Raw genomic sequence first — 21,621 nt, 5'->3', positions numbered from 1 at the left:
AAGGATACGACCATGAACCTCCAGATCGTTCTGGGGCGCGCGGCCTCGCGCGTCCAATCCATCGGCGCTGGCATGGCGCTGGGCCTCGCCGCCTGGGCCGCCATCTTCGCCGGCGAAGCCTATGCCGAGACGCCCGTTGCGCCTTCGCCCGTCGCGATGGCCCCCATCGCCCGCGCCGCTGGCGACGGCCCGCCCCTCTGGGTCATCCGGGACGCGGATTCCACCGTCTATCTGTTCGGCACGATCCATCTGCTGAAGCCCGGCACGGCCTGGGGATCGGACAAGGTGGACGCCGCCTTCGACAGCGCGACCGATGTCTGGTTCGAGGTCGCCAACCCGGACGACCAGGCCGCGCTCGTGCCGGTATTCCAGCAATACGGCCTGTCGCCGGATCGCACCCTGTCCAGCTGGCTGACGGTCGACGAACTGGCGACCCTGGCCAAAGCCGCCCCGGCCGCCGGTCTGACTGCACAACAGATCGATCCGTTCCGCCCGTGGTTCGCCGCCCTGATGATCGCCACAGGCCCGCTGACGGCGGCGGGATATGACCCCAAGCTGGGCGTCGAGATGAACCTGCGGACCCGGGCGCTGGCGGCCGGCAAGACCATCCACGGCTTCGAGACCATCGACCAGCAAATCGGCGGCCTGGCCCGGATGAGCGACGCGGGTCAGATGACCTATCTGCGGCATTATCTGAAGACCTATGACAGGGCCGCCGCCGATCTGGACCGCGTGGTCGCCGGCTGGATCGCAAGCGATCAGGCCGCCATGGCGCAATATGCGCACGACAACGGCCGCGCCATCTCCGAAGAGACGCACCAGATCTTCATGGCGCGCCGCAACGCCGACTGGGCCGACCAGATCGAGACCCTGCTGAAGGGGTCCGGCACCAGCTTCATCGCGGTGGGTCTCGGTCACCTCGCCGGGGACGACGGCGTGCAGGATCTGCTGGCGGCGCGTGGAGTATCGGTGATCCAGCACTAGGTCGCCGCGCGTATCGGGGTTGTGAGGCGTCGGGAATCGGATCAGACGCCCCGGCCCGTAACATAAAGTCATCAGCCGATGTCATCAGTTGATGTCATCGCCTGATGACAAATATCGAAAGCGCCGCTATATCCCCCCTTGCGAACGGCGATCCCCAATCCGATATCGCGACTGTTACGAAATCAGGTTCCTCCCCCCGATGACCACCTCAACCTTCACCACCGCCCCCTCGCGCAGCCGCGCCGCCTACGCCAACATCGCCCTTTGGACGCTGCAGGGCTGGATCGCGATGTTCTTCATCGCCGCCGGCTACGCCAAGCTGACCGAGCCGATGACCAACCTCATCAATCTGATGGGCTGGCCGGCGGTGGCGCCCGAGAACATGGTGCGCGGCCTGGGCGTGGTCGAGATCGTGCTGGCCATGGGCGTGCTGAGCCCGCTGATCTCGTGGCGCATCGGACGCCCGCTGCTGATGACGGCGGCGACCGGCCTGGTCGTGCTGGAATCCACCATGCTGGTCGTCCATGCGATGAGCCAGGACGCGGGGCTGGCCGTGGTCAACGCCATCCTGCTGGCCTTCACCGTCCCGGTCCTGCTGGGTCGTCGCAAGGCTATCTGAAAGAGATCGAACGCCGGACTCCTCTCCCCCCTGTAGTCCGGCGTTTGCGCCCGGAACCTCCCCCCAGGTTCCGGGCTTTTTCTTGGCCGCTGCGACGCCCGCGACAGCGGGCTTGGTGCGAACGGAGTGGTTCGTCACAACGATCACGACGAAGCCACAGCGCGCACAACGATATTCGTCGTGTTCGTCGTGAACTCGCCGTGCTCGTTGTGATGAACGCCTTTATACAAGGCCCGCTAGCGCGGGCAGGGCAGCTCCAAAGGCACGGATAAGAAAGCTTACCCTTACGTGCGCGTAAAGCGCTTCCCTTTACGCGCACGTCAAGTTATGTTGGGTCATGGCCACCGCCGACGACCACCGCACCTATTCCATCCGCCAGCTCTGCCGCGAGTTCGGCGCCACGGCGCGCGCCCTTCGCTTCTATGAGGACAAGGGCCTGCTGACCCCTGCGCGCAAGGGACAGACGCGCGTCTATGACGCCCGCGACCGCGCCCGGCTGAAACTGATCCTGAGGGGCCGCCGCATCGGCTTCACCCTTCAGGAGATCCAGGACATGATGGATCTCTATGATCAGAAGGACCACAACGTCCATCAGATGGCGGTGGCCCTGGTGCGGCACCGCGCCCAGATCGCGGCGCTGAAACAGCAGCTGGAAGACATCGAAGGCGCCATCGAGACGGCCGAACAGGCCTGCAACTGGATGGAATCCAAGCTTTCCGAACACCGCCCCGACCTGCTGCCGGGCGCCGAAGACTATGAGAAGCTGCTGCGTGCGCGTCTCAACCACGACCATCACCACCCCTTCAAAGCAAGAGCGTAATCCATGGCCTACAAGGCGCCTGTCCGCGACTTCACCTTCATCCTGAATGAAGTGCTGGAGATCGACCGCTACACCAACCAGCCGGGCTTCCAGGACGTCTCTTCGGATCTGGTCGGCCAGATCCTGGAAGAGGGCGCCAAGTTCGCCGACGAGGTCATCGCCCCGATCAACAATCCGGGCGACAAGGAAGGCTGCCACTGGGCCGAGGGCGGCGTGGTGACCGGTCCCAAGGGCTGGAAGGAAGCCTACAAGGCCATGTCGGAAGCCGGCTGGATGGCGCTGGCCGCCGACCCGGCCTACGGCGGTCAAGGCATGCCCAGCGTGGTGGCCTCGGCCTTTGGTCAGATGACGGCCGGCGCCTCCGCAGCCTTCTCGATGTATCCGGGCCTGACGGCCGGCGCCTATGCGGGCATCCACGCCAACGCCTCGGACGAACTAAAGCAGAAATACCTGCCCAAGATGGCGACCGGCGAATGGTCGGGCACGATGAACCTGACCGAGCCGCAATGCGGCACCGACCTGGGCATGGTGCGGACCAAGGCCGTGCCCAACGGCGACGGTTCCTATTCAATCACCGGCCAGAAGATCTGGATCTCGGCGGGCGAGCACGACTTCGCCGACAACATCATCCACACCGTCCTGGCTCGCGTCGAAGGCGCGGTTCCGGGCATCAAGGGCCTGTCGTTGTTCGTCGTGCCCAAGTTCCTGGTCAACGAGGACGGTTCGCTGGGCGAGCGCAACACGCTGGAATGCGCCGGGCTTGAGCACAAGATGGGCATCCACGGCAACGCCACCGCCGTGATGCAGTACGACGGCGCCAAGGGCTGGCTGATCGGCGAAGAAGGCCGCGGCATGAACAACATGTTCGTGGTGATGAACGAGGCCCGCCTGGGCACCGGCCTGCAAGGTCTGGCCATCGGCAACGCCGCCTATCAGGCCGCCGTCGAGTTCGCCAAGGACCGCCTGCAGGGCCGCAGCCTGACCGGACCCAAGAACCCGGAAGGCCCCGCCGACAGCATCATGGTCCACCCCGATGTGCGCCGCATGCTGCTGGAGGCCCGCGCCTTCGTCGAAGGCGGCCAGGCCTTCATCCTGTGGACCGCGCTGCACGCCGACCTGGAGAAGTCCGAAGACGAGGCCGTCGCCACCAAGGCCAAGGACTACATGGGCCTGCTGACGCCCGTGCTGAAGGCCTATCTGACCGACAAGGGCTTCCACGTCGCCTCGCTGGGCATGCAGGTCCACGGCGGTTCGGGCTACACCGAACACTTCCCCGCCTCGCAGTATCTGCGCGATGCCCGAATCACCATGATCTACGAGGGCACCAACGGCATCCAGGCGCTCGACCTGGTCGGGCGCAAGCTGCCCGCGGCCGGCGGTCGCGCCATCATGACCTGGTTCGGCGAGATCGACGCCTTCGTCGCCGAGAACAGCGGCTATGAGGCCATAAAGCCCTTCGTCGAAGGTCTGGCCGACACCAAGGCCAAGCTGCAAGACGGCACCATGTGGCTGATGCAGAACGGTATGGCCAACCCGGACAACGCCGGCGCCGCATCGACCGACTATCTGAACGTCTTCGGCATCACGGCCCTGGCCTATATGTGGGCCCAGATGGCCAAGGTGGCGCAAGCCCAGGTCCAGGCCGGATCGACAGACCCCTACTACGCCACCAAGCTCCAGACCGGCCGCTACTTCGTCGAACGCATCCTGCCCGACGCGGACGCCCACCTGAAGAAGATGAAGACCGGCGCCGACGTCCTGATGGCCATGCCGGCCGAGGCGTTCTGAGAAAAATGAGACAGGCCGTCACCGCACTTACAATGACCGTGATCCTCGCGGCTTGTGGACAAGGTGGCGGCCAGCGTTTCGATGCTAACGCCTGGAGAAATCAAACCGACGCTCACCCTGTTCGAACAAGCATGGTGGATGATCTGCTCCATAGCGAAACACTACGCGGCAAGGCGCGGGCCGAGGTCGGCGCTCTACTTGGCCCACCCACCCAAACGGACAAATGGAACGACTGGGACCTAGTCTATTGGTTAGGCCCCGAACGCAGCTACATCGCCGTAGATTCCGAGTGGCTGATCGTCCGGTTCGACAATGATCGCGTCTCCGACGCCCGTCTGGTCCGCGACTAATCCGCGTTTAAATAGAGCTGGAACAACCGATGAACGTGCTGGGCAGCCCCGACCCCGATTTCATGCGTGAAGAAGAGATCACCCTCTTCTCCGACAGCGTCGGCAAATGGATCGACGAGCACGCGCCGCCGGAGAAGGTCCAGTCCTGGATCGCAAACTCCAGCGTGCCGCGCGACCTGTGGACCCAGGCCGGGACCGACGGCCTGCTGGGCCTGTCGATGCCGGAAGAAGACGGCGGCATGGGCGGCGACTATCGGCATGAAGTCGTGCTGATGCGCCAGCTGGGCTGGAAGGGCGCGGACCATTTCGGCATCTCGTTGCACAACGCCATCGTCGCCCCCTACATCTGGCACTACGGCACCGAGGAGCAGAAGGCGCGCTGGCTGCCGCGGCTCCAGTCCGGCGAACTGGTCGGCGCCATCGCCATGACCGAACCGGGCGCGGGCTCGGACCTGCAAGGGGTCAAGACCACGGCGGTCAAGAGCGGCAACGGCTATGTCGTCAACGGCTCCAAGACCTTCATCACCAACGGGCAACTGGCCAACTTCATCATCGTGGTGGCCAAGACCGATCCGGCAGAGGGCGCCAAGGGCACGTCGCTGATCGTGGTCGAGACGGACGGGGCGGAGGGCTTCGAACGCGGCCGCAACCTGCACAAGATCGGCATGGAGGGGAACGACACCTCCGAGCTGTTCTTCAATGACGTGAAGGTTCCGGGCGAGAACATCATCGGCGGCGGCGAAGGCCAGGGCTTCGTTCAGCTGATGCAGCAACTGCCCCAAGAACGACTGAACATCGCCGTCCAGGGCGTCGCCGCCGCCGAGCGCGGGCTGGAGGCGACGCTCGCCTACGTCAAGGAACGCAAGGCCTTCGGCAAGCGCGTCATCGACTTCCAGAACACCCAGTTCAAGCTGGCCGAGGTCAAGACCAAGCTCACCGTCGCGAAGGTCTTCGTCGACCACTGCATCGACCTGCACCTAAAGGGTCAGCTCGACGCGGCCACCGCTTCGATGGCCAAATACTGGGTCACCGACATCCAGGGCGAGACCCTGGACGAGATGCTGCAACTGCACGGCGGCTATGGCTACATGAACGAATACGCCATCGCCCAGCTGTACAAGGATGCGCGGGTGCAGAGGATCTACGGCGGCACCAACGAGATCATGAAGCTGTTGATCGCGCGCACGCTTTAAGGCGCGAGGGCAAAATGGCGCTGATCGAAAAAGGGCCGTTCGAACGGTTTCGCGACTGGCTGGCTCAGCGACTGAGGCCGATCGCCAAACCCGTCGCCACGCCCTTCGTCCACCCGCCACGCGACATCATCTGGCGCCAGGAGGGCGCGGGCCCTGGCGAGTGGACGGAACTGGTTCGCCGCGCCGACGGCCTCTACAGCTTCGCCGAATGGAAGCGGCAAACGGTGTCTGCGCCGGGAATTGCGCCTTGGGAGACGGAGTTTCCTGTCTTTGAATCCGGCCTGTATGGAGCCGAGGATGAAGCGCGCCAGGCGATGATCGAGCATATCGAGCGGTTGGCGTGACCATCGACATAAGCGCGCTGAGCGGTTGTAAGCACTGACCGCGACACACGCCAAGTAATGACTTAAGGTTGCTTATGGCGACCGTGAAGAAAGGCATGATCACACCTCCCAACGAATGGTGGAAACACCTTCGATGGGCGAAACGCGCCTTCTGGAAAGGCGAGCGCAAGGCCGCCAAGGCTCAGGCTTCGACCCACGCCGACGACAACTGACACCCAACCTCCGCTCATCCCCGCGAAAGCGGGGACCCAGTGCTTTCGGGACGCACGCTGTTGGCCTTCTTTACCTACATCGTCGCCAGCCAAAGGAACGGAACCCTCTACACGGGCTCGACTGAAGACATCATTCTGCGCACCGCCCAACATCGAGACAAACTGTTCAAAGGCTTTTCCGCAAAGTATGGCTGCGCCACCTTGGTCTGGTTTGAAATGCACGCCAGCCGCCACGCGGCCTTCGTGCGCGAGCGCCAGATCAAGAAATGGAATCGCGTCTGGAAACTGGAGCTGATCGAAAGGTCGAACCCAGGCTGGCGCGATCTGTTCGATGACCTGTTCTGAGGCTCTCACTGGGTCCCCGCTTTCGCGGGGATGAGCGGATTTGAGATGATACGATTACATGTGAAGGGCGACCTGAAAGCCGCCGCCCCCGTCGCCCCGACCCTCGACCAGTCGCGCTATCTGACCCAGGTCATGCGGTTGAAGATCGGCGACGACCTGCTGGTGTTCAACGGCCGCAACGGCGAGTGGCGGTGCTCGGTCGCCGAAGTCCTGAAGAAGGGTGTCATCCTGCGCGCCGAGGAACAGGTGCGGCCCCAGATCCATGGCCCGGACCTTGAGCTGATCGTCGCGGTGGTGAAGAAGGCGCGGATCGAGACCATCGTCGAAAAGGCCGCCGAACTGGGCGCGCGCCGGGTGCGGCTGGTGCTGACCAAACGCACCAACGCCGACCGCATCCGCCTGGACCGGCTGGACGCCATCGCCGAGGAGGCGGCCGAACAGACCGGGCGGATGGACGTGCCCGCCGTCGACGATCCGATGAAGCTGGACGCCGTGCTGGATGGCTGGGAGGCCGGGCGTCGGCTGATGTTTTGTGACGAGACCGGCGGCGCTCCGGCGATGTCGGCACTGCGCGAGGCAGGCGAAGGTCCGTGGTCCATCCTGATCGGGCCGGAGGGCGGTTTTTCGCCGGAAGAAGGCGAGCGGCTGCGGTCCCTGCCCTTCACCACCGCCGTCTCGCTAGGTCCGCGCATCCTGCGCGCCGACACCGCCGCCATCGCCGCCATGACCCTGTGGCAGGCGACCGTGGGTGATTGGGAACGATAAGTGCGCCCCTCAAGCAGCGAGCCGCCGCGCGGCGAGCGTTAGGGAAAGAACAAAGCCCTCTTGAGCCACGCGGCAATCTTGCCCATCTAGCCGCGACACACGGTCGCTTACGATGCGCCCGAAGGGACTGACGCATGACCGACAACGCGCCGCTGACCCGGACCGCCCTCATCGAGGCCATGTCCAAGGGGGCCAAGCCCAAGGACCAGTGGCGCATCGGCGCCGAGCACGAGAAGTTCGGCTTCGACAAGACCACCTTGGCTCGCCCCGGCTACGAAGGCCCGAACGGCATCAAGGCCATGCTGGAGGGTTTGCAACGCTTCGGCTGGTCGCCGGTCGAGGAGAACGGCGTCCTGATCGGGCTGGAGCGCAGGAACGCCGAGGGCTTCATCGCCTCGGTCAGCCTGGAGCCGGGCGGTCAGTTCGAACTGTCCGGCGCGCCTTTGCTGACGATCCACGACATCTGCAACGAGACCGGCCAGCACCTGATGGAGGTCAAGCAGGTCGCCGACCAGATCGGCGTCGGCTTCCTGGGCGCCGGCTTCGACCCGTTGTGGACGCGCGAACAGGTGCCGGTCATGCCCAAGGGCCGCTACGACATCATGCGCGCCTATATGCCCAAGGTCGGGACCCTGGGCCTGGATATGATGCTGCGCACCTGCACCATCCAAGCCAATCTCGACTTCGATTCCGAGGCCGACATGGTGGTCAAGTTCCGCACCTCGCTGGCGCTGCAGCCGATCGCCACCGCCCTGTTCGCCTGTTCGCCCTTCACCGAGGGCCGTCCGAACGGCTTCCTGTCGGCCCGCGCCAACGTCTGGACCGACACCGACGCCGACCGCACCGGCATGCTGGGCTTCGTGTTCGAGGACGGCTTCGGCTTCGAGCGCTATGCCGACTATGCGCTGAACACCCCGATGTATTTCGCCAAGCGCGACGGCCGATACGTCGATGCCTCGGGCCAGTCGTTCCGCGATTTCCAGGCCGGCAAACTGCCCGCCCTGCCCGGTGAATATCCGACCCTCAAGGACTGGAACGACCACCTGACCACCCTCTTCCCCGAGGTGCGGCTGAAGGCCTATCTGGAGATGCGCGGCGCCGACGGCGGTCCGTGGAGCCGGATTTGCGCCCTGCCCGCCCTGTGGGCCGGTGTCCTGTACGACGCCCCGTCGCTGGCCGCCGCGTGGGACCTGGTCAAGGACTGGGACATCGCCGACCACGAGCGCCTGCGCCGCGACGTGACGCGGCTGGGCCTCAAGGCGGAAGTCGCCGGACGCAGCGTGCGCGACATCGCCGTGGATCTGGTCAACATCGCCAAACAGGGCCTGAAGAACCGCGCCAAATTCTCGGGCGGCATGGTGGACGAGCGCGGCTATCTGTCCGAACTGGAGGACATCGCCGACAGCGGCGTCACCCCGGCCGAACGCCTGCTGGACCTGTATCACGGCGCCTGGCAGGGCGATGTGAGGCGGATCTACGCCGACTTCGCCTATTAGGGCACGGTGTAGTCCGAGCAATCCGGCAGCTCGCTGTCCGGCCGGTATTCGCCTGCCACTGCGTCGAAGGTGAAGCGGCGGCTGTAGCTGCATTTCGGATCACGCACGGTGACCAGGTCGGCGGGTTTCAAAGGCGGCTTTTCCAGCGAGTCCTCGGAACGCGAGGCACCGCGCGGATAGGCGGTCGCCGTGGTGACGTAATCGAACACGGGCATGTCGCCCGCCTCGCCTGAGGCCGTCAGCACAGCGTCGAAACTGTATTCGTCGTGACAGGCGCCGGCCCGCTGCTCCATGTCTTCTTCGCTGAAACAGGCGCGGATCGTCAGCGAGCCCCGGATCGGCACGGCCAGGATCGGCGTGGTCCCGGCGTCGCCGCGCGCATCCAGCCGATACAGCCGCAACTCCGTCGCCTGGCCACCGCCGCCGGAATACATGCTGCTGAGCCCAACCTCGACCCCGGCCAGGAAACCGCCGTCGGGCAGGCGCGCCAGCCGGACCCACGGCTGGAAGGTCTCGACCGCGCCGTCCGGGGCGTCCAGCCCCGGCGGCAAGTCGCCGACGGCCCGCACGATGGGTCGCACGACCGGCTCCTCGTCCTGCACCAGCCCCACGCACCACGCCCCGTCGGCCGTGCAGGCCCGGTCGTCGGTGAGGGTCAGCGGCTGCAGCCGGTCGGACGGGGCGGCCTGGACGGCGGCGATCAGGAGAAGGGCTGTGATCATCGCGCCATCCTAGCCGACATCGGCTCGCACGCCAGCGCAGACCGTCGTTCGCTGCAAAGGTCAGCTTAACGGATAGGCCTTAGGGTGACCTCAGTTCGAGAGAGTGCGCCATGACGTGTATGCCTGTGACGGCCCTGGCCTTCCCCACCGCCGACGTGGACCTGGACACCTTCTTCGACGTGTCGCTGGACCTGCTGGTGGTGCGTGAGCTGGACGGGCGGGTCGTCAAGGCCAGCGCCTCGTGGTTGACGATTCTGGGCTATCACCCGGAAGAGATCGAGGGCCGCGACCTGCCGCGTCTCATCCATCCCGACGACCTGCCCGCCACACGCCAGAGCATCGTCGAGGTCGAAAGCCGTCGCCCCGGCGACCCCGTCCTGGGCCAGATCAACCGCTATCGCCACAAGGCCGGCCATTACGTCACCGTGGAATGGCGCGCGCACCGGCTGGGGAACCGGGTCTATGGCATCGCGCGCGACGTGACGGAAAAGGTTGCCGCCGAAAAGGCCCTGCGCGAGGCCACCGCCGCCGCCGAGGCCGCCAACCACGCCAAGTCCGACTTTCTGGCCAATATGAGCCACGAGATCCGCACGCCCCTGAACGGCGTGATCGGCATCGTCGACGCCTTGTCGCGCACCGACCTGACCCCCGAACAGGCCGAGATGGTGGCCTTGATCGCCAGTTCGGGCGTGACGCTGGAACGGCTGGTGTCGGACATTCTGGACGTGTCCAAGATCGAGGCCGGCCATCTGGATCTGGAGACCCGTCCCTTCGATCTGGACGAGGCCCTGGCCGCGCCGCTGGATGTCATGCGCCTGCGGGCCGAGGCCAAGGGCCTAAGCTTCGACATCCGCCGCGACGCCGATGCACGCGGCCTGTTCGTCGGCGACAGCACCCGTATCCGCCAGGTGCTGGACAATCTGTTGTCCAATGCGATCAAGTTCACGCATCAGGGCTCGGTCGGCGTCGCCATCGCGATGGACGAGGGGACCGACGGCCTGACCCAGCTGACGCTGCGGATCGAGGATACCGGCGTCGGCTTCTCGGCCGATCATGCCGCGCGCCTGTTCGACCGCTTCAGCCAGGCGGATGCGACCATCACCCGCCGGTTCGGCGGCACGGGCCTGGGCCTGTCGATCTGCCGGTCACTGGTCGAGCTGATGGGCGGGCGGATTTCCGCCGCCTCGACGCCCGGCGTGGGCAGCCGGTTCACGGTCGAGATCCCGCTGACGCGCGCCGCCTCCCTGACCGACCACGATGCACGACAGCGCGCCCGCGCGGCCGAGGCCGAACGGCCCCTCGCCGCCCTGCGCGTGCTGCTGGCCGAGGATCACCCCGTCAATCAGCGCGTGGTCCAGCTGATCCTGGCGGCCCACGCCATGACGGTCGTCACCGTCGGCGACGGCGAACAGGCCCTCGCCGCCTTTCAGGCCGAGACCTTTGACCTGGTGCTGATGGACATGCAGATGCCGGGGATGGACGGTCTGACCGCCACCCGCGCCATCCGCGGCTTCGAGGCTGACCGCCCCTCCAATCAACGCACTCCCATCGTCATGCTCAGCGCCAACGCCATGGCCGAACACCGCGACCAGGCCCAGGCCGCCGGCGCCGACCTCCACGTCCCCAAACCCATCACCGCCGCCAGCCTGCTGGCCGGGATACAGGCGGCGATGGCGGCCTGACCGACAGGTTGACAAACCTTGCCAAGCGCCCAAACTCTTGGAGAGGAGGCCGACCATGGCGACGATGAACATCTCCCTGCCCGATCCGATGAAGGCCTGGGTCGAGGAACAGGCGAAATCCGGCCGCTACGCCAACACGTCTGACGTGGTGCGCGACCTGATCCGCCGCGAGCAGATCAAGGCCGACAAGATCGCCAATATGCAAAGGCTGATCGACGAAGGCCGCGCCAGCGGCATCAGCGACCGCACGCCTCGTCAAATCTTTGAGGATGTCAAAGCCGAGTTCGAGCGCCGCAAGGGCGCCGCGTGAACGGCTATCGGCTCAGCACCGCCGCCGACATCGATCTTACGGCGATTTTCTGGGACGGGATGGAACGGTTTGGGACTGCACAAACCGAACGATACCTGGAAAAGCTCGAAGGCCTTTTCGCACACATCGCCGAGTTTCCCCGTAGCGCCAGGTTGAGAACGGAACTGACACCGCCAGTCCACGTCTATCCAACTGAGGCGCATATGATCATCTACCAGATTGAGGATGATGGCGTAGCGATTTTACGCATCCGGTCGGCTCGTGAGAACTGGATTGCCGCGCCCTTGGAAGATGACCCACAATGACCCACCCCATCCACGTCGGCGTCGGCGGCTGGACGTTCGAGCCGTGGCGTGGGGTGTTTTATCCCGAGGGCCTGGTCCAGAAGCGCGAGCTGGAATATGCGGCGTCGAAACTGACCTCGATCGAGATCAACGGCACCTATTATTCGACCTTCAAGCCCGACAGCTGGCGCAAGTGGCGCGACGAGACGCCGGCAGATTTTGTCTTTTCGGTCAAGGCCAGCCGCTACTGCACCAATCGCAAAATCCTGTCCGAAGGCGGCGAAAGCTTCAACAAATTCCTGTCCCAGGGCCTGACCGAGCTGGGCGACAAGCTGGGGCCGATCAACTGGCAGTTCATGGGCACCAAGAAGTTCGACGCCGAGGATTTCGAGGGCTTCCTGAAGCTGTTGCCCAGGGAAAAAGACGGGGTGCGGTTGCGCCATGCGCTGGAGGTTCGCAACCCGACCTTCGCTGTCGAACAGTTCTACGACCTGGCCCGCAAATACGGCGCGGCCATCGTCTACGCCGTCGATGACGAGGAGCCGACCTGGCCCCAGATCGACGAAGAAACGTCTGACTTCAGATACGCCCGGCTGATGTCCAGCCGCGAAGACGAGCCGACCGGCATGACGACGGCCGAGCTGGCGGCGGTTGCGGATCAGGCCAGAGCCTGGGCCAAGCGCGGCGAGGTCTTCGCCTATTTCATCTCGGGCGCGAAGGTGCGGAACCCGGCGGCGGCTCAGGCGCTGATCGGCAAGCTGAAATAGGCCGAGCCGTCTTGCGACCGCCCGGCTGGAGCCACATCTAGGCTCCGCCCACCGCAAAGCCTGAAGGACTTTCCCATGCCGATCGCCACACGCGCCTTCGCCGCGACCGCCGCCGACAAGCCGCTGACGCCCTACAGCTTCGATCGCCGCGATCCCGGCCCGGACGACGTGCTGATCGACGTCAAATACTGCGGCGTCTGCCACTCCGACCTGCACGCCGCGCGCGGGGAAATGGGCGGCCAGTCCTATCCGCTGGTGCCCGGCCACGAGATCGCCGGCCTGGTTAAGGCGGTCGGATCGAACGTCACCCGCTTCAAGGAAGGCGACCGCGTCGGCGTCGGCTGCATGGTCGACAGCTGTCGCGAATGCGCCTCGTGCCAGGAAGGCGTCGAGCAGTACTGCATCCCCGGCTTCACCGGCACCTATGGCGGCAATGACAAGAAGGGCGGCACGGCCGAGGCCATCACCCAGGGCGGCTATTCCGACCACATCACGGTCGATCAGCATTTCGTCCTGTCGATCCCCGACAGCCTGGCGCTGGACGTCGCGGCGCCCCTGCTGTGCGCCGGCATCACCACCTATTCGCCGCTGAAGGAATGGGGCGTCGGACCGGGCTCCAAGGTGGCGGTCATCGGCCTGGGCGGTCTGGGCCATATGGCGGTCAAGCTGGCGGCGGCCATGGGGGCGGAGGTCACCGTCCTGTCCACCTCGGACCGCAAGAAGGCGGACGCCGAGCGGATGGGCGCCAAACACTTCCTGATCAACTCCGACAAGGACGCGATGAAGGCGGCGGCAGAAAAGTTCGACCTGATCATCAACACCGTCTCGGCCACGCACGAGATCGCCAGCCACGTCCAGCTTCTGGCGCGTGACGGCACCATGATCATGCTGGGCCTGACGACCGAGGGCCTGCCGGTCTTCGCCCTGCCGCTGCTGTGGCGTCGTCGCCGCATCGCCGGCTCGCTGATCGGCGGCATCAAGGAGACGCAGGAAATGCTCGACTTCTGCGCCGAGCACGGCATCGCCTGCGACATCGAGACCATCGCCCCGGACCAGATCAACGACGCCTACGAGCGGATGCTGAAGTCCGACGTGCGCTATCGCTTCGTCATCGACATGGAAAAGCTGGCCGCCTGACGCCCGAGGAACGCGACGGAAGCATGAAACTTCCGTCGCGTCAGATTCACGCCTTGCACGCATCGGCTGCCTCGTTAATCCTGAGACCCGACAAGGCCTTCCAAGGGCCAGCATAGGGACAGGAGACGATTATGACGCGCGTAGCTTTCGTGACGGGCGGGACCCGCGGCATCGGCAAGGCGATCGTTCAACGCCTCAATGAGGACGGCATCCGCGTCGCCGCCGGCTATTCCGGCAATGACGAGGCCGCCCAGGCCACGGCCAAGGCGCTGGGCGTCATGGTGGTCAAGGGCAACGTCGGCAGTTTCGACGACTGCGCCCGCGCGGTGCAGGAGGTCGAGGCCGAACTGGGCCCGATCGACATCCTGATCAACAACGCCGGCATCACCCGCGACGGCTTCTTCCACAAGATGAGCCACGATCAGTGGTCCGACGTGATCCGCGTCAACATGGACAGCGTCTTCAACATGACGCGCCAGGTGATCAACGGCATGCGCGACCGGGGCCACGGCCGCATCGTCAACATCTCCTCGATCAACGGCCAGAAGGGTCAGATCGGCCAGACCAACTATTCCGCCGCCAAGGCCGGCATGATCGGCTTCACCAAGGCGCTGGCGCTGGAGAATGCGCGCAAGGGCGTGACCGTGAACTGTATCGCGCCCGGCTATATCGACACCGAAATGGTCGGCGCCATGGACCCCAAGGTTTTGGAAAACATCATCAGCCACATCCCCGTCGGTCGCCTGGGCAAGGGCGAGGAGATCGCGGACATGGTGTCCTGGCTGGTCGGCGAGCGTGCCGGATATGTCACAGGCTGCACACTCTCGTTGAACGGCGGTCAGTACCTGGTGGGTTGAGGGCGCCTTCGCCCAAAATCCGCCGCGCGCGGGTTTCATCAAGACAGTCATGAAGTTGTTGGGATCGGTCACGGCGAAAAAATCGCCACGCGTGACTGCGATGGCCGTCGCCGCCATCGCAGTCATCGGCGTGGGCGTTGTCGCGCCTGTGGTCGTCCCGTCCGAAAGCCACGCCCAGTCACGCCGCACGGTCCCTCCGACCGCCCGCTATGTCAGCAGCAACGGCCAGGGCTTCATCCTGGACACCTCCGGCTCGCGTCCCCTGATGCGGCTGGAGCGGTCGACCGAGGTCTGGGTGCTGCGTCCCACGCCCGCGCCGCGCGGCGACATCATCTATCGCAACGACAACGGCGATCAGGTGCTGAAGGTCACGCCCGACGGCGGCGTCACCCTCTATACGACCACGGCGCCCCAGGGCTCGCCCGCTTCGCGCGTCGGCGATGCGCAGGGTTTGGCCAATGCGGCCATGACCGGCGCCCAGCTGGTCGATTACTTCATGCGCCAGAGCTACCGCGCCAGCCAGGCGATGGGGCGGTTGATCGTCATCGACGTGGACATCCAGCCCGGCTCGGAACAGGTCGCCGCCGACACCGTCTCGGCCGCCAGCGACGCCATCGTCCGCATGGCCCGCTCGTCCAACCTGCGCGCCCAGGTAGAGCGCGTCCGTCGCGTCGTCGTCTCCGACCAGGGCCGTCCGTCGGTCACCCTGGTCCAGGGCACTTTGCGGATCGTCATCGACGCCGACGCCGGCATCGCCGGTCGCCCGTCGTCCGCCCGGATCGTGCGGGTCGTGGGCGGCGAGGCCCTGAACCGCTGAATTCTACTTTGGGTTCGGCGGAGGCGGGTCGATGAAACCCATTGGCGCGATTCAAGAAGGGGTTCATCACAGCGATCACGACGAGGTCACGACGAACACGACGGAGCCGTGCCGGTTCGGAGAATCTTGATGGCCTGCGGCGCGGCGAAGCCGCAGTATCAGCGACGGCCTGGCCATGAGGGCGGGCAGCAGACGCGCGTTCGGCGCCGTCGTGGTCGTTGTGACCTCGTCGTGACCGTTGTGATGAACGCCTTCGCCAGCGCCTCTAAAAAGCGTCCTTGCCCGCCCGGCGCGCGGCGAACTGATCCGCATCCGTCGCGGTCAGGAACGGATTGAACCGCTTCTCCACGCCCAGCGTCGTCGGCACGGTCGGTTCGCCCCGGTCCCGCGCCGCAAAGATCGCCTCGGCATGCGACAGGGTTTCGGGCCGGTCGTCCAGGCTCAGGGTGAAGCGGGCGTTCGACGCCGTATATTCGTGCGCGCACCAGATCACGGTCTGATCGGGCCAGGCCTTCAGGCTCTGCAGGCTGGCGAACATCTGCTCCGGCGTGCCTTCGAACAATCGGCCGCAGCCCAGGGCGAACAGGGTGTCGCCGGTGAATGCCAGGTCGTCCGCCGGTGCGTGGAACACGACATGGCCCAGGGTGTGGCCGGGCGTCGCCGTGACCTCGAACCGCGTCTCGCCCACCATCACCACGTCGCCGTCCGCGACCACGCGGTCCAGCGGCGCGACCTTGCGCACCTCTTCCGGCCCTACGATCTCGCAGCCCGTCTCGGCCTTCAACCGTTCGTTGCCCTCGGTGTGATCGGGGTGCCAATGGGTGTTCAGGATCAGGTCCAGCCGTCCCCAGCCCAAGCCTTCCAGCTCCTCCAGAATCCGCGCTGCATCAGGCGTATCGACCGCCGCGACCACGCCCGTCGCGGCGTCGCGGATCAGGAAGCCGTAGTTGTCGCTGCGGCAGGGGAACAGATGCACATCCAGGGTCATGCGCCCATCCTAGCAGCAGGGCCGCCGACAGGCCTATAGTGTGCCCATGCGGCGCAGCATCGACGAGCTTCGAACCTTTTACGGCGAGCCGACCGGGGCGCTTGCGCGACGGCTGGTGGCGCGACGGCTGGACGACGCCTGGGGCGAGGCGGCCGATTGCGACGTTCTGGGCATCGGCTATGCGACGCCGTGGCTGGACGCCTTCGTCGGCGCCCGGCGCGTGGTCGCGGCCATGCCCGGCGGCCAAGGGGTCGAACACTGGCCCACGGTCGGACGCAACCGCACCCTGCTGGTGGACGACCGCCGACTTCCCTTTCCCGCCGGATCGTTCGACCGCATACTGCTGGTCCATGCCCTGGAGGAGGCGGACGATCCCGCCGCCCTGCTGCTGGAAGCCGTGCGGGCGCTGGCCCCCACCGGGCGGATCATTCTGGCGGCGGCGGCGCGGGGCGGCCTGTGGGCGCGGGCCGACAACACCCCCTTCGGTCATGGCCGCCCCTTCACCCGACGCCAGCTGGAAGGTCTGGTGCGCGACGTGGGGCTGGAGCCGATGGCCTGGTCCCAGACGCTGTATGCGCCGCCCTGGGCGCCGATGCTGAGGCTGGCCGACGGGTTCGAACAGGTGGGCCGCCACGTCTTTCCCGGAACCGCCGGCCTGATCCTGCTGGAGGCCTCGCGCCAGAACTATGCCCGCATCCGGCCCAGCGGCCATGCCCAGCGCGTCGCCGCCCCGGTCCTGACGCCCCAACCGGCGGCCCTGTCGTCGCGACGAAAGCCGCACAGCTGACGCGGAGTTGACACCCGCGCCATCTGGTCGCGGAGGGGAAACCGCCTTATGGCGAAGATCATGCACCGACTGATCCTGATGCGGCACGCCCAGGCCGAAACCTCCGCCCCGTCCGGCGGCGGCGACGAGGCCCGCCCCCTGTCCGCCGCCGGCCGCGCCGAGGCCGTGCTGATGGGGCGTGCGCTGGCCGAGCGGGGGCTGAAGCCGGACCTGGCCCTGGTCTCCGGCGCCGTGCGCACCCGCCAGACCTGGGAGCAGATGCACGACGCCTTCGGCGACGTCGAGGTCCGCGACGAGGCCGCCCTGTACAACGCCCCCTCCGACGTGATCCGCCGCTTCGTCGAGGCCAGCGAGGACGAGGCCGGCTGCCTGCTGATCCTGGCCCACAATCCGGGCGTCCATGTGCTGGCGGCCGAATATCTGATCGAGAGCGCCGCCTCTCCGGCGGTCGTGGACCGGCTGTCGGGCGGTTTCCCGACCGGCGCGGCCGCCCTGTTCACCGTCGATGTGGCGGGACGCTGCACCTACGAAGGCTTCCTGACGCCGCGTGCCTTGGGCGCGCCTTCAGCATGACCGACATAGCCTACAAGATCGTCGACGCCGCCGAATGGCGCGCCGCAATCGCCGAGGGCCGCTATGACGGCGCGCCGGTCGATCTGGCCGACGGCTACATCCACATGTCGACCGAGGCGCAACTGGCCGAGACCGCGCGGCGTCACTTCGCCGGGCGCGGCGACCTGCTGCTGCTGACGGTAAATCTGACCCGCTTCGGCGACGACCTGATCTGGGAGCCTTCGCGCGGCGGCGAGCTGTTCCCCCATCTCTATGCGCCACTGCCCGTCGCCGCCGTCACCGCATCGCGCGGCTTCTCGGTCACGGCCGACGGCCACATGGCGTTCGAGGACGACCAATGAGCCTGGCCGATTTGGGCGCCGCCCTGCTGAGACGGCTCGACCCGGAACAGGCGCACCAGCTGGCGATCAAGGGTTTGGCGCTCGCCCCCCTGCCTTCGCCGCCCGCCGACGATCCGATCCTGCATACGCGTCTGGCGGGTCTGGACCTGCCCAATCCGGTCGGTCTGGCGGCGGGTCTGGACAAGAACGGCGAGGCCCTGCGCGGCCTGTCGCGCCTGGGCTTTGGTTTCGTCGAATGCGGCTCGGTCACCCCGCGCGCCCAGGCCGGAAATCTCAAACCGCGTCTGTTTCGCCTCAGCGAGGACCGGGCCATCATCAACCGGATGGGGTTCAACAACGCCGGGCTGGACGCCTTCGCCGCCCGACTGGATCGCCGCCCCTCGGGCGTGGTCGTCGGCGCCAATCTGGGGGCCAACAAGGATACCGAGGACAAGGCGGCGGACTATGTTGCGGGCCTGGAGCGACTGGCCGGTCGCGCATCATACTTCACCGTCAACATCTCCTCGCCCAATACGCCGGGCCTGCGCGCGCTTCAGGGGCGTGAGCAGCTGGACGATCTGCTGGGCCGCATCGACGCCGCCCGCCCCGTCGCCGGCCCCGACCGCGTCCCCGTCTTCCTGAAGATCGCGCCCGACCTGATCGCCGACGAGATCGGCATGATCGTCGAGGCCTCGCTGGCCCACCGGATCGACGGCCTGATCGTGTCCAACACCACGCTGGAACGGCCCGACACCCTGCGCTCAACCGACGCGCACGAGATGGGCGGCCTGTCCGGCGCGCCCATCCGTCCGTTCGCGGAAAAGGCTTTGCGCGCAGCGGCCGAGGCGGCGGCCGGTCGCCTGCCCCTGATCGCGGTGGGCGGCATCGACAGCGGGGCCGAGGCCTATGCCCGCATCCGCCTGGGCGCCACGGCGGTCCAGATCTATTCCGCCCTTATCTACGAAGGGCCGGGCCTGGTCGCCCGCATCAAGCGCGACCTGGCCGCCCGGCTGCGCGCCGACGGTTTTTCCACAGCAACCGAGGCGATCGGCGCGGCCCGTTGACGGAGCGTTAGGCTCGATCGGCATATTTTAGCCGATACGAACGACCGGCGTTCGTCCTTAGAGGGCCTGCATGAAATCGACCGTCGTCGATAAGGCTGAAAGCGGCTGGACCGCCGCCTTGCGCCAACGTCGTAGCGCGCTGGTGCAGCGCGTCGCCTCGGGCTGCGCCGTGGCCCTGGTGGTCACGCCGATGGTGGGCGTCTGGTTCAGCCTGAGCTGGATCGTCCTGTATGTGGCGTGCCAGGGCATCGAACTGGTGGTCTTCGGTCCCTTCACGCGCGGCGACAAGGGCGAGATGTCCAAGGCGCGCAAGATCGCCGGCTGCATCGCCCTGGCCGTCAGCGCTACAGTGTTCGGCGGCCTGTCCCTGGTGATGTGGCAGATCGGCGGCCCTCTGGGCGGGGTCTGCGCGGCCCTGATGCTGCCCGCGATCATGCTGTCGTCCATGACGACCGCCGCGCGTTGCCAGCCGATGATGATCGCCAGCCTGGCGCCTCAACTGCTCTATCTGATGGCGACGCCCTTCTTCGCCTATTCGTTCGGCGCGCCCGCACCGCTGGTGATGACGGCGGCGGCGACGGTGGTCCTGTACGCCTTCTACGTCGTCGTCACCTGGCAGCGAATGAGCGACGCCACGACCGATCTGATCCGCGCCCATGCCGAGGCCCAGGACCTGCGCCTCACGGCCGAACGCAGCCTGGCCGATCACACCGCCTTCCTGGCCGCCGTCGGTCACGACCTGCGCACGCCCATCGGCGCCATCCTGACCGGCGCCGCCGAACTGCGCGCGCCCGACGCCCAGTCTCGCGCCAGCGCCAACCTGATCACCGACGCCGGCCTGATGATGAAGGCCCTGTTGGACGACCTGCTGGACCACAGCCGTATCGGCGCGGGCCGCATGACGGTCGAGGCCAATGACTTCGACCTGCGTCAGATGCTGGCCCAGACGCTTCGGCTGTGGCGCGGCCTGGCCGACGCCAAGGGTCTGAGGCTGCGCGTCGAGGGCGCCAACGGCGTCCCGCGCCAGGTCAAGGGCGACGTGATGCGCATCCGTCAGGTGCTGAACAACCTGATGTCGAACGCGATGAAGTTCACCGAGGAAGGTCAGATCACCCTGCGGGTCCAGGCCTGGTCCGAGGAGCCGTCGGGCTACGCCCTGTTGTTCGAGATCGTCGACACCGGCCCCGGCATGACGACCGACCAGTTGGCGCGCCTGTTCACCCCCTTTGACCAGACGGCCGACGGCGTCAGCGCCCGCTATGGCGGTTCGGGCCTGGGCCTGGCGATCAGCCGCAATCTGATCGACCTGATGGGCGGACGCCTGACGGTGCGCAGCACGCCCGGCCAAGGGTCGCGCTTCACCGTCTCCCTGATCCTGCCCAAGGGCGAGGACGCCGAACCGATCACCGAGATCGTCGAGGAAAGCCGCCTGGACATCGCCCGGTCGCTGGCTCCCTTCATGCCCGCCGTCCAGGCCGTCGTCGCACCCGAGCCCGAGCCGGCGCCCGAACCGACGCCCGAACCTGCGGCGACCGAAGCCGAGGCCGAAGCCGGCGACGCCGACGACGCCGACGACCAACCCCTGCGCCTGCTGGTCGTGGACGACCACGACATCAACCGCCGCGCCGTGCAGTTGATCCTTCAGCCGCTGGGCTGCGAGATCACCACCGCCGCCGATGGTCTGATCGCGCTTCAGCGCTGCGAGGAAGCCGTCTTCGACGTCATCTTCATGGATGTGAGGATGCCCGAGCTGGACGGGCGCGAGACCACGCGCCGCCTGCGCAGCGGCGGCGGACCCAACGCCCGCACGCCCGTCGTCGCCGTCACCGCCGACACCGCGCCCGAGGATGTCGCGGCCTGTCAGGCGGCCGGCATGGCCTATTTCGTCTCCAAGCCCCTGACGCCCACAGCGCTGATCGGCGCCCTGCAACACGTCCTGGACGAGACCGCCGCTCAGGCCCGGACCGAGGCCGCCTGACCTTTCACGGCAGCGACCAAAGTCGTCGCAAAGTCGGGGCGCCGCATCTCGCATTCCCAGACCGTCACCACGCGCCACCCTGACGCCTCCAGCGCCTGAACGGCGGCGGCGTCGCGCACGCGATTGCGGGCGATCTTGGCGATCCAGTATTCGGCGTTGGTCTTGGGCTGGCGCGCGCCGCGTGCGCAGTCATGGCCGTGCCAGAAACAGCCGTGGACGAACAGGGCGATCCGGCGGCCCTTCATCACGACATCCGGACGACCGGGCAGACCCGCCCCGCCCAGCCGATAACCGATCCCGGCCGCACGCAGAGTCCTGCGCACGGCCAGTTCCGGCGACGTATCCTTGCCCTTCACGCGACGCATCACGGCGCTGCGTTTCTCGGGGCTGAAGACGTCCGTCATAACCGTGGGGCCGCG

The 21,621-nt window shown here is 66.6% G+C and carries 25 protein-coding genes; 22 read left to right on the top strand and 3 right to left on the bottom strand.

The window, feature by feature from the left end; translation table 11 throughout:
* The first annotated feature begins 12 nt into the window (after positions 1–12).
* From ACQY72_RS13395 to ACQY72_RS13350, 10 genes are all read left to right on the top strand, one after another.
* Positions 13–984 carry a TraB/GumN family protein gene (locus ACQY72_RS13395; protein ID WP_428154133.1) on the top strand — a complete coding sequence of 324 codons (972 nt, stop codon included), beginning with the start codon at positions 13–15 and terminating at the stop codon, positions 982–984.
* Between the two features lie 199 nt (positions 985–1,183).
* Positions 1,184–1,603 (top strand): DoxX family protein, encoded by a 420-nt coding sequence (locus tag ACQY72_RS13390; protein ID WP_428154132.1) that lies wholly within the window; start codon positions 1,184–1,186, stop codon positions 1,601–1,603.
* A gap of 337 nt (positions 1,604–1,940) precedes the next feature.
* Positions 1,941–2,423, top strand: coding sequence for a MerR family transcriptional regulator (locus ACQY72_RS13385; RefSeq protein ID WP_135193530.1), 483 nt, complete (start codon positions 1,941–1,943; stop codon positions 2,421–2,423).
* Between the two features lie 3 nt (positions 2,424–2,426).
* Complete coding sequence (locus ACQY72_RS13380; protein WP_428154131.1) at positions 2,427–4,211, top strand: acyl-CoA dehydrogenase C-terminal domain-containing protein; 1,785 nt, start codon at positions 2,427–2,429, stop codon at positions 4,209–4,211.
* A 134-nt stretch (positions 4,212–4,345) separates the two neighbouring features.
* Positions 4,346–4,561 carry a hypothetical protein gene (locus ACQY72_RS13375; protein WP_428154130.1) on the top strand — a complete coding sequence of 72 codons (216 nt, stop codon included), beginning with the start codon at positions 4,346–4,348 and terminating at the stop codon, positions 4,559–4,561.
* Between the two features lie 29 nt (positions 4,562–4,590).
* Entirely contained in the window at positions 4,591–5,754 is a 1,164-nt protein-coding gene (locus ACQY72_RS13370) for an acyl-CoA dehydrogenase family protein (protein WP_428154129.1), read from the top strand.
* Between the two features lie 14 nt (positions 5,755–5,768).
* Entirely contained in the window at positions 5,769–6,098 is a 330-nt protein-coding gene (locus ACQY72_RS13365; protein WP_428154127.1) for a hypothetical protein, read from the top strand.
* A gap of 272 nt (positions 6,099–6,370) precedes the next feature.
* On the top strand, positions 6,371–6,655 hold the full coding sequence (locus tag ACQY72_RS13360) for a GIY-YIG nuclease family protein (protein WP_428154125.1): 285 nt from the start codon (positions 6,371–6,373) through the stop codon (positions 6,653–6,655).
* A 45-nt stretch (positions 6,656–6,700) separates the two neighbouring features.
* Positions 6,701–7,420 (top strand): 16S rRNA (uracil(1498)-N(3))-methyltransferase, encoded by a 720-nt coding sequence (locus tag ACQY72_RS13355; RefSeq protein ID WP_428154123.1) that lies wholly within the window; start codon positions 6,701–6,703, stop codon positions 7,418–7,420.
* A 134-nt stretch (positions 7,421–7,554) separates the two neighbouring features.
* A complete protein-coding gene (locus ACQY72_RS13350) occupies positions 7,555–8,916 on the top strand; it encodes a glutamate--cysteine ligase (RefSeq protein ID WP_428154121.1) in 1,362 nt (453 codons plus the stop codon).
* On the opposite strand, the gene ACQY72_RS13345 is transcribed toward ACQY72_RS13350, so the two are convergent.
* Positions 8,913–9,638: a hypothetical protein gene (locus tag ACQY72_RS13345; RefSeq protein WP_428154119.1), complete on the bottom strand. Its 726-nt coding sequence runs from the start codon at positions 9,636–9,638 to the stop codon at positions 8,913–8,915. The two genes, ACQY72_RS13350 and ACQY72_RS13345, sit on opposite strands and share 4 nt — an antisense overlap.
* Positions 9,639–9,748: 110 nt before the next feature.
* Here ACQY72_RS13345 and ACQY72_RS13340 point away from each other — a divergent pair, with 110 nt between their 5' ends.
* From ACQY72_RS13340 to ACQY72_RS13310, 7 genes are all read left to right on the top strand, one after another.
* Positions 9,749–11,320 (top strand): ATP-binding protein, encoded by a 1,572-nt coding sequence (locus tag ACQY72_RS13340; protein WP_428154117.1) that lies wholly within the window; start codon positions 9,749–9,751, stop codon positions 11,318–11,320.
* Positions 11,321–11,375: 55 nt separating this feature from the next.
* Complete coding sequence (locus ACQY72_RS13335; RefSeq protein ID WP_428154115.1) at positions 11,376–11,630, top strand: type II toxin-antitoxin system ParD family antitoxin; 255 nt, start codon at positions 11,376–11,378, stop codon at positions 11,628–11,630.
* Positions 11,627–11,935 (top strand): type II toxin-antitoxin system RelE/ParE family toxin, encoded by a 309-nt coding sequence (locus tag ACQY72_RS13330; protein WP_428154114.1) that lies wholly within the window; start codon positions 11,627–11,629, stop codon positions 11,933–11,935. Before ACQY72_RS13335 ends, ACQY72_RS13330 begins: the two co-directional genes overlap by 4 nt.
* Positions 11,932–12,681, top strand: coding sequence for a DUF72 domain-containing protein (locus ACQY72_RS13325; protein ID WP_428154112.1), 750 nt, complete (start codon positions 11,932–11,934; stop codon positions 12,679–12,681). The genes ACQY72_RS13330 and ACQY72_RS13325 overlap by 4 nt, the downstream gene beginning before the upstream one ends.
* A gap of 75 nt (positions 12,682–12,756) precedes the next feature.
* Positions 12,757–13,818 (top strand): NAD(P)-dependent alcohol dehydrogenase, encoded by a 1,062-nt coding sequence (locus ACQY72_RS13320; protein WP_428154110.1) that lies wholly within the window; start codon positions 12,757–12,759, stop codon positions 13,816–13,818.
* Between the two features lie 131 nt (positions 13,819–13,949).
* A complete protein-coding gene (phbB, locus tag ACQY72_RS13315) occupies positions 13,950–14,675 on the top strand; it encodes an acetoacetyl-CoA reductase (RefSeq protein WP_428154109.1) in 726 nt (241 codons plus the stop codon).
* Positions 14,676–14,775: 100 nt separating this feature from the next.
* The gene (locus ACQY72_RS13310) at positions 14,776–15,492 is read left to right on the top strand and encodes a DUF4908 domain-containing protein (protein WP_428156712.1); all 717 of its coding nucleotides are present in this window, start codon (positions 14,776–14,778) and stop codon (positions 15,490–15,492) included.
* Between the two features lie 265 nt (positions 15,493–15,757).
* On the opposite strand, the gene gloB is transcribed toward ACQY72_RS13310, so the two are convergent.
* Positions 15,758–16,480: a hydroxyacylglutathione hydrolase gene (gene gloB, locus ACQY72_RS13305; RefSeq protein ID WP_428154108.1), complete on the bottom strand. Its 723-nt coding sequence runs from the start codon at positions 16,478–16,480 to the stop codon at positions 15,758–15,760.
* Between the two features lie 46 nt (positions 16,481–16,526).
* On the opposite strand from gloB, the gene ACQY72_RS13300 reads away from it, so the two are divergent.
* The 5 genes from ACQY72_RS13300 to ACQY72_RS13280 all read left to right on the top strand — a co-directional run bounded on the left by ACQY72_RS13300 (position 16,527) and on the right by ACQY72_RS13280 (position 21,202).
* The gene (locus ACQY72_RS13300; protein ID WP_428154106.1) at positions 16,527–17,267 is read left to right on the top strand and encodes a class I SAM-dependent methyltransferase; all 741 of its coding nucleotides are present in this window, start codon (positions 16,527–16,529) and stop codon (positions 17,265–17,267) included.
* A gap of 48 nt (positions 17,268–17,315) precedes the next feature.
* Positions 17,316–17,840, top strand: a complete 525-nt coding sequence (locus ACQY72_RS13295; RefSeq protein ID WP_428154104.1) for a SixA phosphatase family protein — start codon at positions 17,316–17,318, stop codon at positions 17,838–17,840.
* Positions 17,837–18,181: a DUF952 domain-containing protein gene (locus ACQY72_RS13290; RefSeq protein WP_428154102.1), complete on the top strand. Its 345-nt coding sequence runs from the start codon at positions 17,837–17,839 to the stop codon at positions 18,179–18,181. The genes ACQY72_RS13295 and ACQY72_RS13290 overlap by 4 nt, the downstream gene beginning before the upstream one ends.
* Positions 18,178–19,224, top strand: a complete 1,047-nt coding sequence (locus ACQY72_RS13285) for a quinone-dependent dihydroorotate dehydrogenase (protein WP_428154101.1) — start codon at positions 18,178–18,180, stop codon at positions 19,222–19,224. The genes ACQY72_RS13290 and ACQY72_RS13285 overlap by 4 nt, the downstream gene beginning before the upstream one ends.
* 70 nt (positions 19,225–19,294) lie before the next feature.
* Entirely contained in the window at positions 19,295–21,202 is a 1,908-nt protein-coding gene (locus tag ACQY72_RS13280; protein WP_428154100.1) for an ATP-binding protein, read from the top strand.
* Here the strand turns inward: ACQY72_RS13280 and ACQY72_RS13275 are convergent.
* Positions 21,178–21,606, bottom strand: a complete 429-nt coding sequence (locus ACQY72_RS13275; RefSeq protein WP_428154099.1) for a very short patch repair endonuclease — start codon at positions 21,604–21,606, stop codon at positions 21,178–21,180. The genes ACQY72_RS13280 and ACQY72_RS13275 overlap by 25 nt on opposite strands.
* Between the last annotated feature and the right edge of the window lie 15 nt (positions 21,607–21,621).

Source organism: Brevundimonas sp., assembly GCF_965279155.1.
Lineage (GTDB): Bacteria > Pseudomonadota > Alphaproteobacteria > Caulobacterales > Caulobacteraceae > Brevundimonas.
This window is presented reverse-complemented; position numbering and strand designations above follow the sequence as displayed.

What these genes read in the sequence shown, in the direction of transcription:
- ACQY72_RS13395 (WP_428154133.1), top strand. Translation starts at nt 13, where the DNA reads ATGAACCTCCAGATCGTTCTGGGGCGCGCGGCCTCGCGCGTCCAATCC.
- ACQY72_RS13390 (WP_428154132.1), top strand. Translation starts at nt 1,184, where the DNA reads ATGACCACCTCAACCTTCACCACCGCCCCCTCGCGCAGCCGCGCCGCC.
- ACQY72_RS13385 (WP_135193530.1), top strand. Translation starts at nt 1,941, where the DNA reads ATGGCCACCGCCGACGACCACCGCACCTATTCCATCCGCCAGCTCTGC.
- ACQY72_RS13380 (WP_428154131.1), top strand. Translation starts at nt 2,427, where the DNA reads ATGGCCTACAAGGCGCCTGTCCGCGACTTCACCTTCATCCTGAATGAA.
- ACQY72_RS13370 (WP_428154129.1), top strand. Translation starts at nt 4,591, where the DNA reads ATGAACGTGCTGGGCAGCCCCGACCCCGATTTCATGCGTGAAGAAGAG.
- ACQY72_RS13365 (WP_428154127.1), top strand. Translation starts at nt 5,769, where the DNA reads ATGGCGCTGATCGAAAAAGGGCCGTTCGAACGGTTTCGCGACTGGCTG.
- ACQY72_RS13355 (WP_428154123.1), top strand. Translation starts at nt 6,701, where the DNA reads ATGATACGATTACATGTGAAGGGCGACCTGAAAGCCGCCGCCCCCGTC.
- ACQY72_RS13350 (WP_428154121.1), top strand. Translation starts at nt 7,555, where the DNA reads ATGACCGACAACGCGCCGCTGACCCGGACCGCCCTCATCGAGGCCATG.
- ACQY72_RS13345 (WP_428154119.1), bottom strand. Translation starts at nt 9,638, where the DNA reads ATGATCACAGCCCTTCTCCTGATCGCCGCCGTCCAGGCCGCCCCGTCC.
- ACQY72_RS13340 (WP_428154117.1), top strand. Translation starts at nt 9,749, where the DNA reads ATGACGTGTATGCCTGTGACGGCCCTGGCCTTCCCCACCGCCGACGTG.
- ACQY72_RS13335 (WP_428154115.1), top strand. Translation starts at nt 11,376, where the DNA reads ATGGCGACGATGAACATCTCCCTGCCCGATCCGATGAAGGCCTGGGTC.
- ACQY72_RS13325 (WP_428154112.1), top strand. Translation starts at nt 11,932, where the DNA reads ATGACCCACCCCATCCACGTCGGCGTCGGCGGCTGGACGTTCGAGCCG.
- ACQY72_RS13320 (WP_428154110.1), top strand. Translation starts at nt 12,757, where the DNA reads ATGCCGATCGCCACACGCGCCTTCGCCGCGACCGCCGCCGACAAGCCG.
- phbB (WP_428154109.1), top strand. Translation starts at nt 13,950, where the DNA reads ATGACGCGCGTAGCTTTCGTGACGGGCGGGACCCGCGGCATCGGCAAG.
- ACQY72_RS13310 (WP_428156712.1), top strand. Translation starts at nt 14,776, where the DNA reads ATGGCCGTCGCCGCCATCGCAGTCATCGGCGTGGGCGTTGTCGCGCCT.
- gloB (WP_428154108.1), bottom strand. Translation starts at nt 16,480, where the DNA reads ATGACCCTGGATGTGCATCTGTTCCCCTGCCGCAGCGACAACTACGGC.
- ACQY72_RS13300 (WP_428154106.1), top strand. Translation starts at nt 16,527, where the DNA reads ATGCGGCGCAGCATCGACGAGCTTCGAACCTTTTACGGCGAGCCGACC.
- ACQY72_RS13295 (WP_428154104.1), top strand. Translation starts at nt 17,316, where the DNA reads ATGGCGAAGATCATGCACCGACTGATCCTGATGCGGCACGCCCAGGCC.
- ACQY72_RS13290 (WP_428154102.1), top strand. Translation starts at nt 17,837, where the DNA reads ATGACCGACATAGCCTACAAGATCGTCGACGCCGCCGAATGGCGCGCC.
- ACQY72_RS13285 (WP_428154101.1), top strand. Translation starts at nt 18,178, where the DNA reads ATGAGCCTGGCCGATTTGGGCGCCGCCCTGCTGAGACGGCTCGACCCG.
- ACQY72_RS13280 (WP_428154100.1), top strand. Translation starts at nt 19,295, where the DNA reads ATGAAATCGACCGTCGTCGATAAGGCTGAAAGCGGCTGGACCGCCGCC.
- ACQY72_RS13275 (WP_428154099.1), bottom strand. Translation starts at nt 21,606, where the DNA reads ATGACGGACGTCTTCAGCCCCGAGAAACGCAGCGCCGTGATGCGTCGC.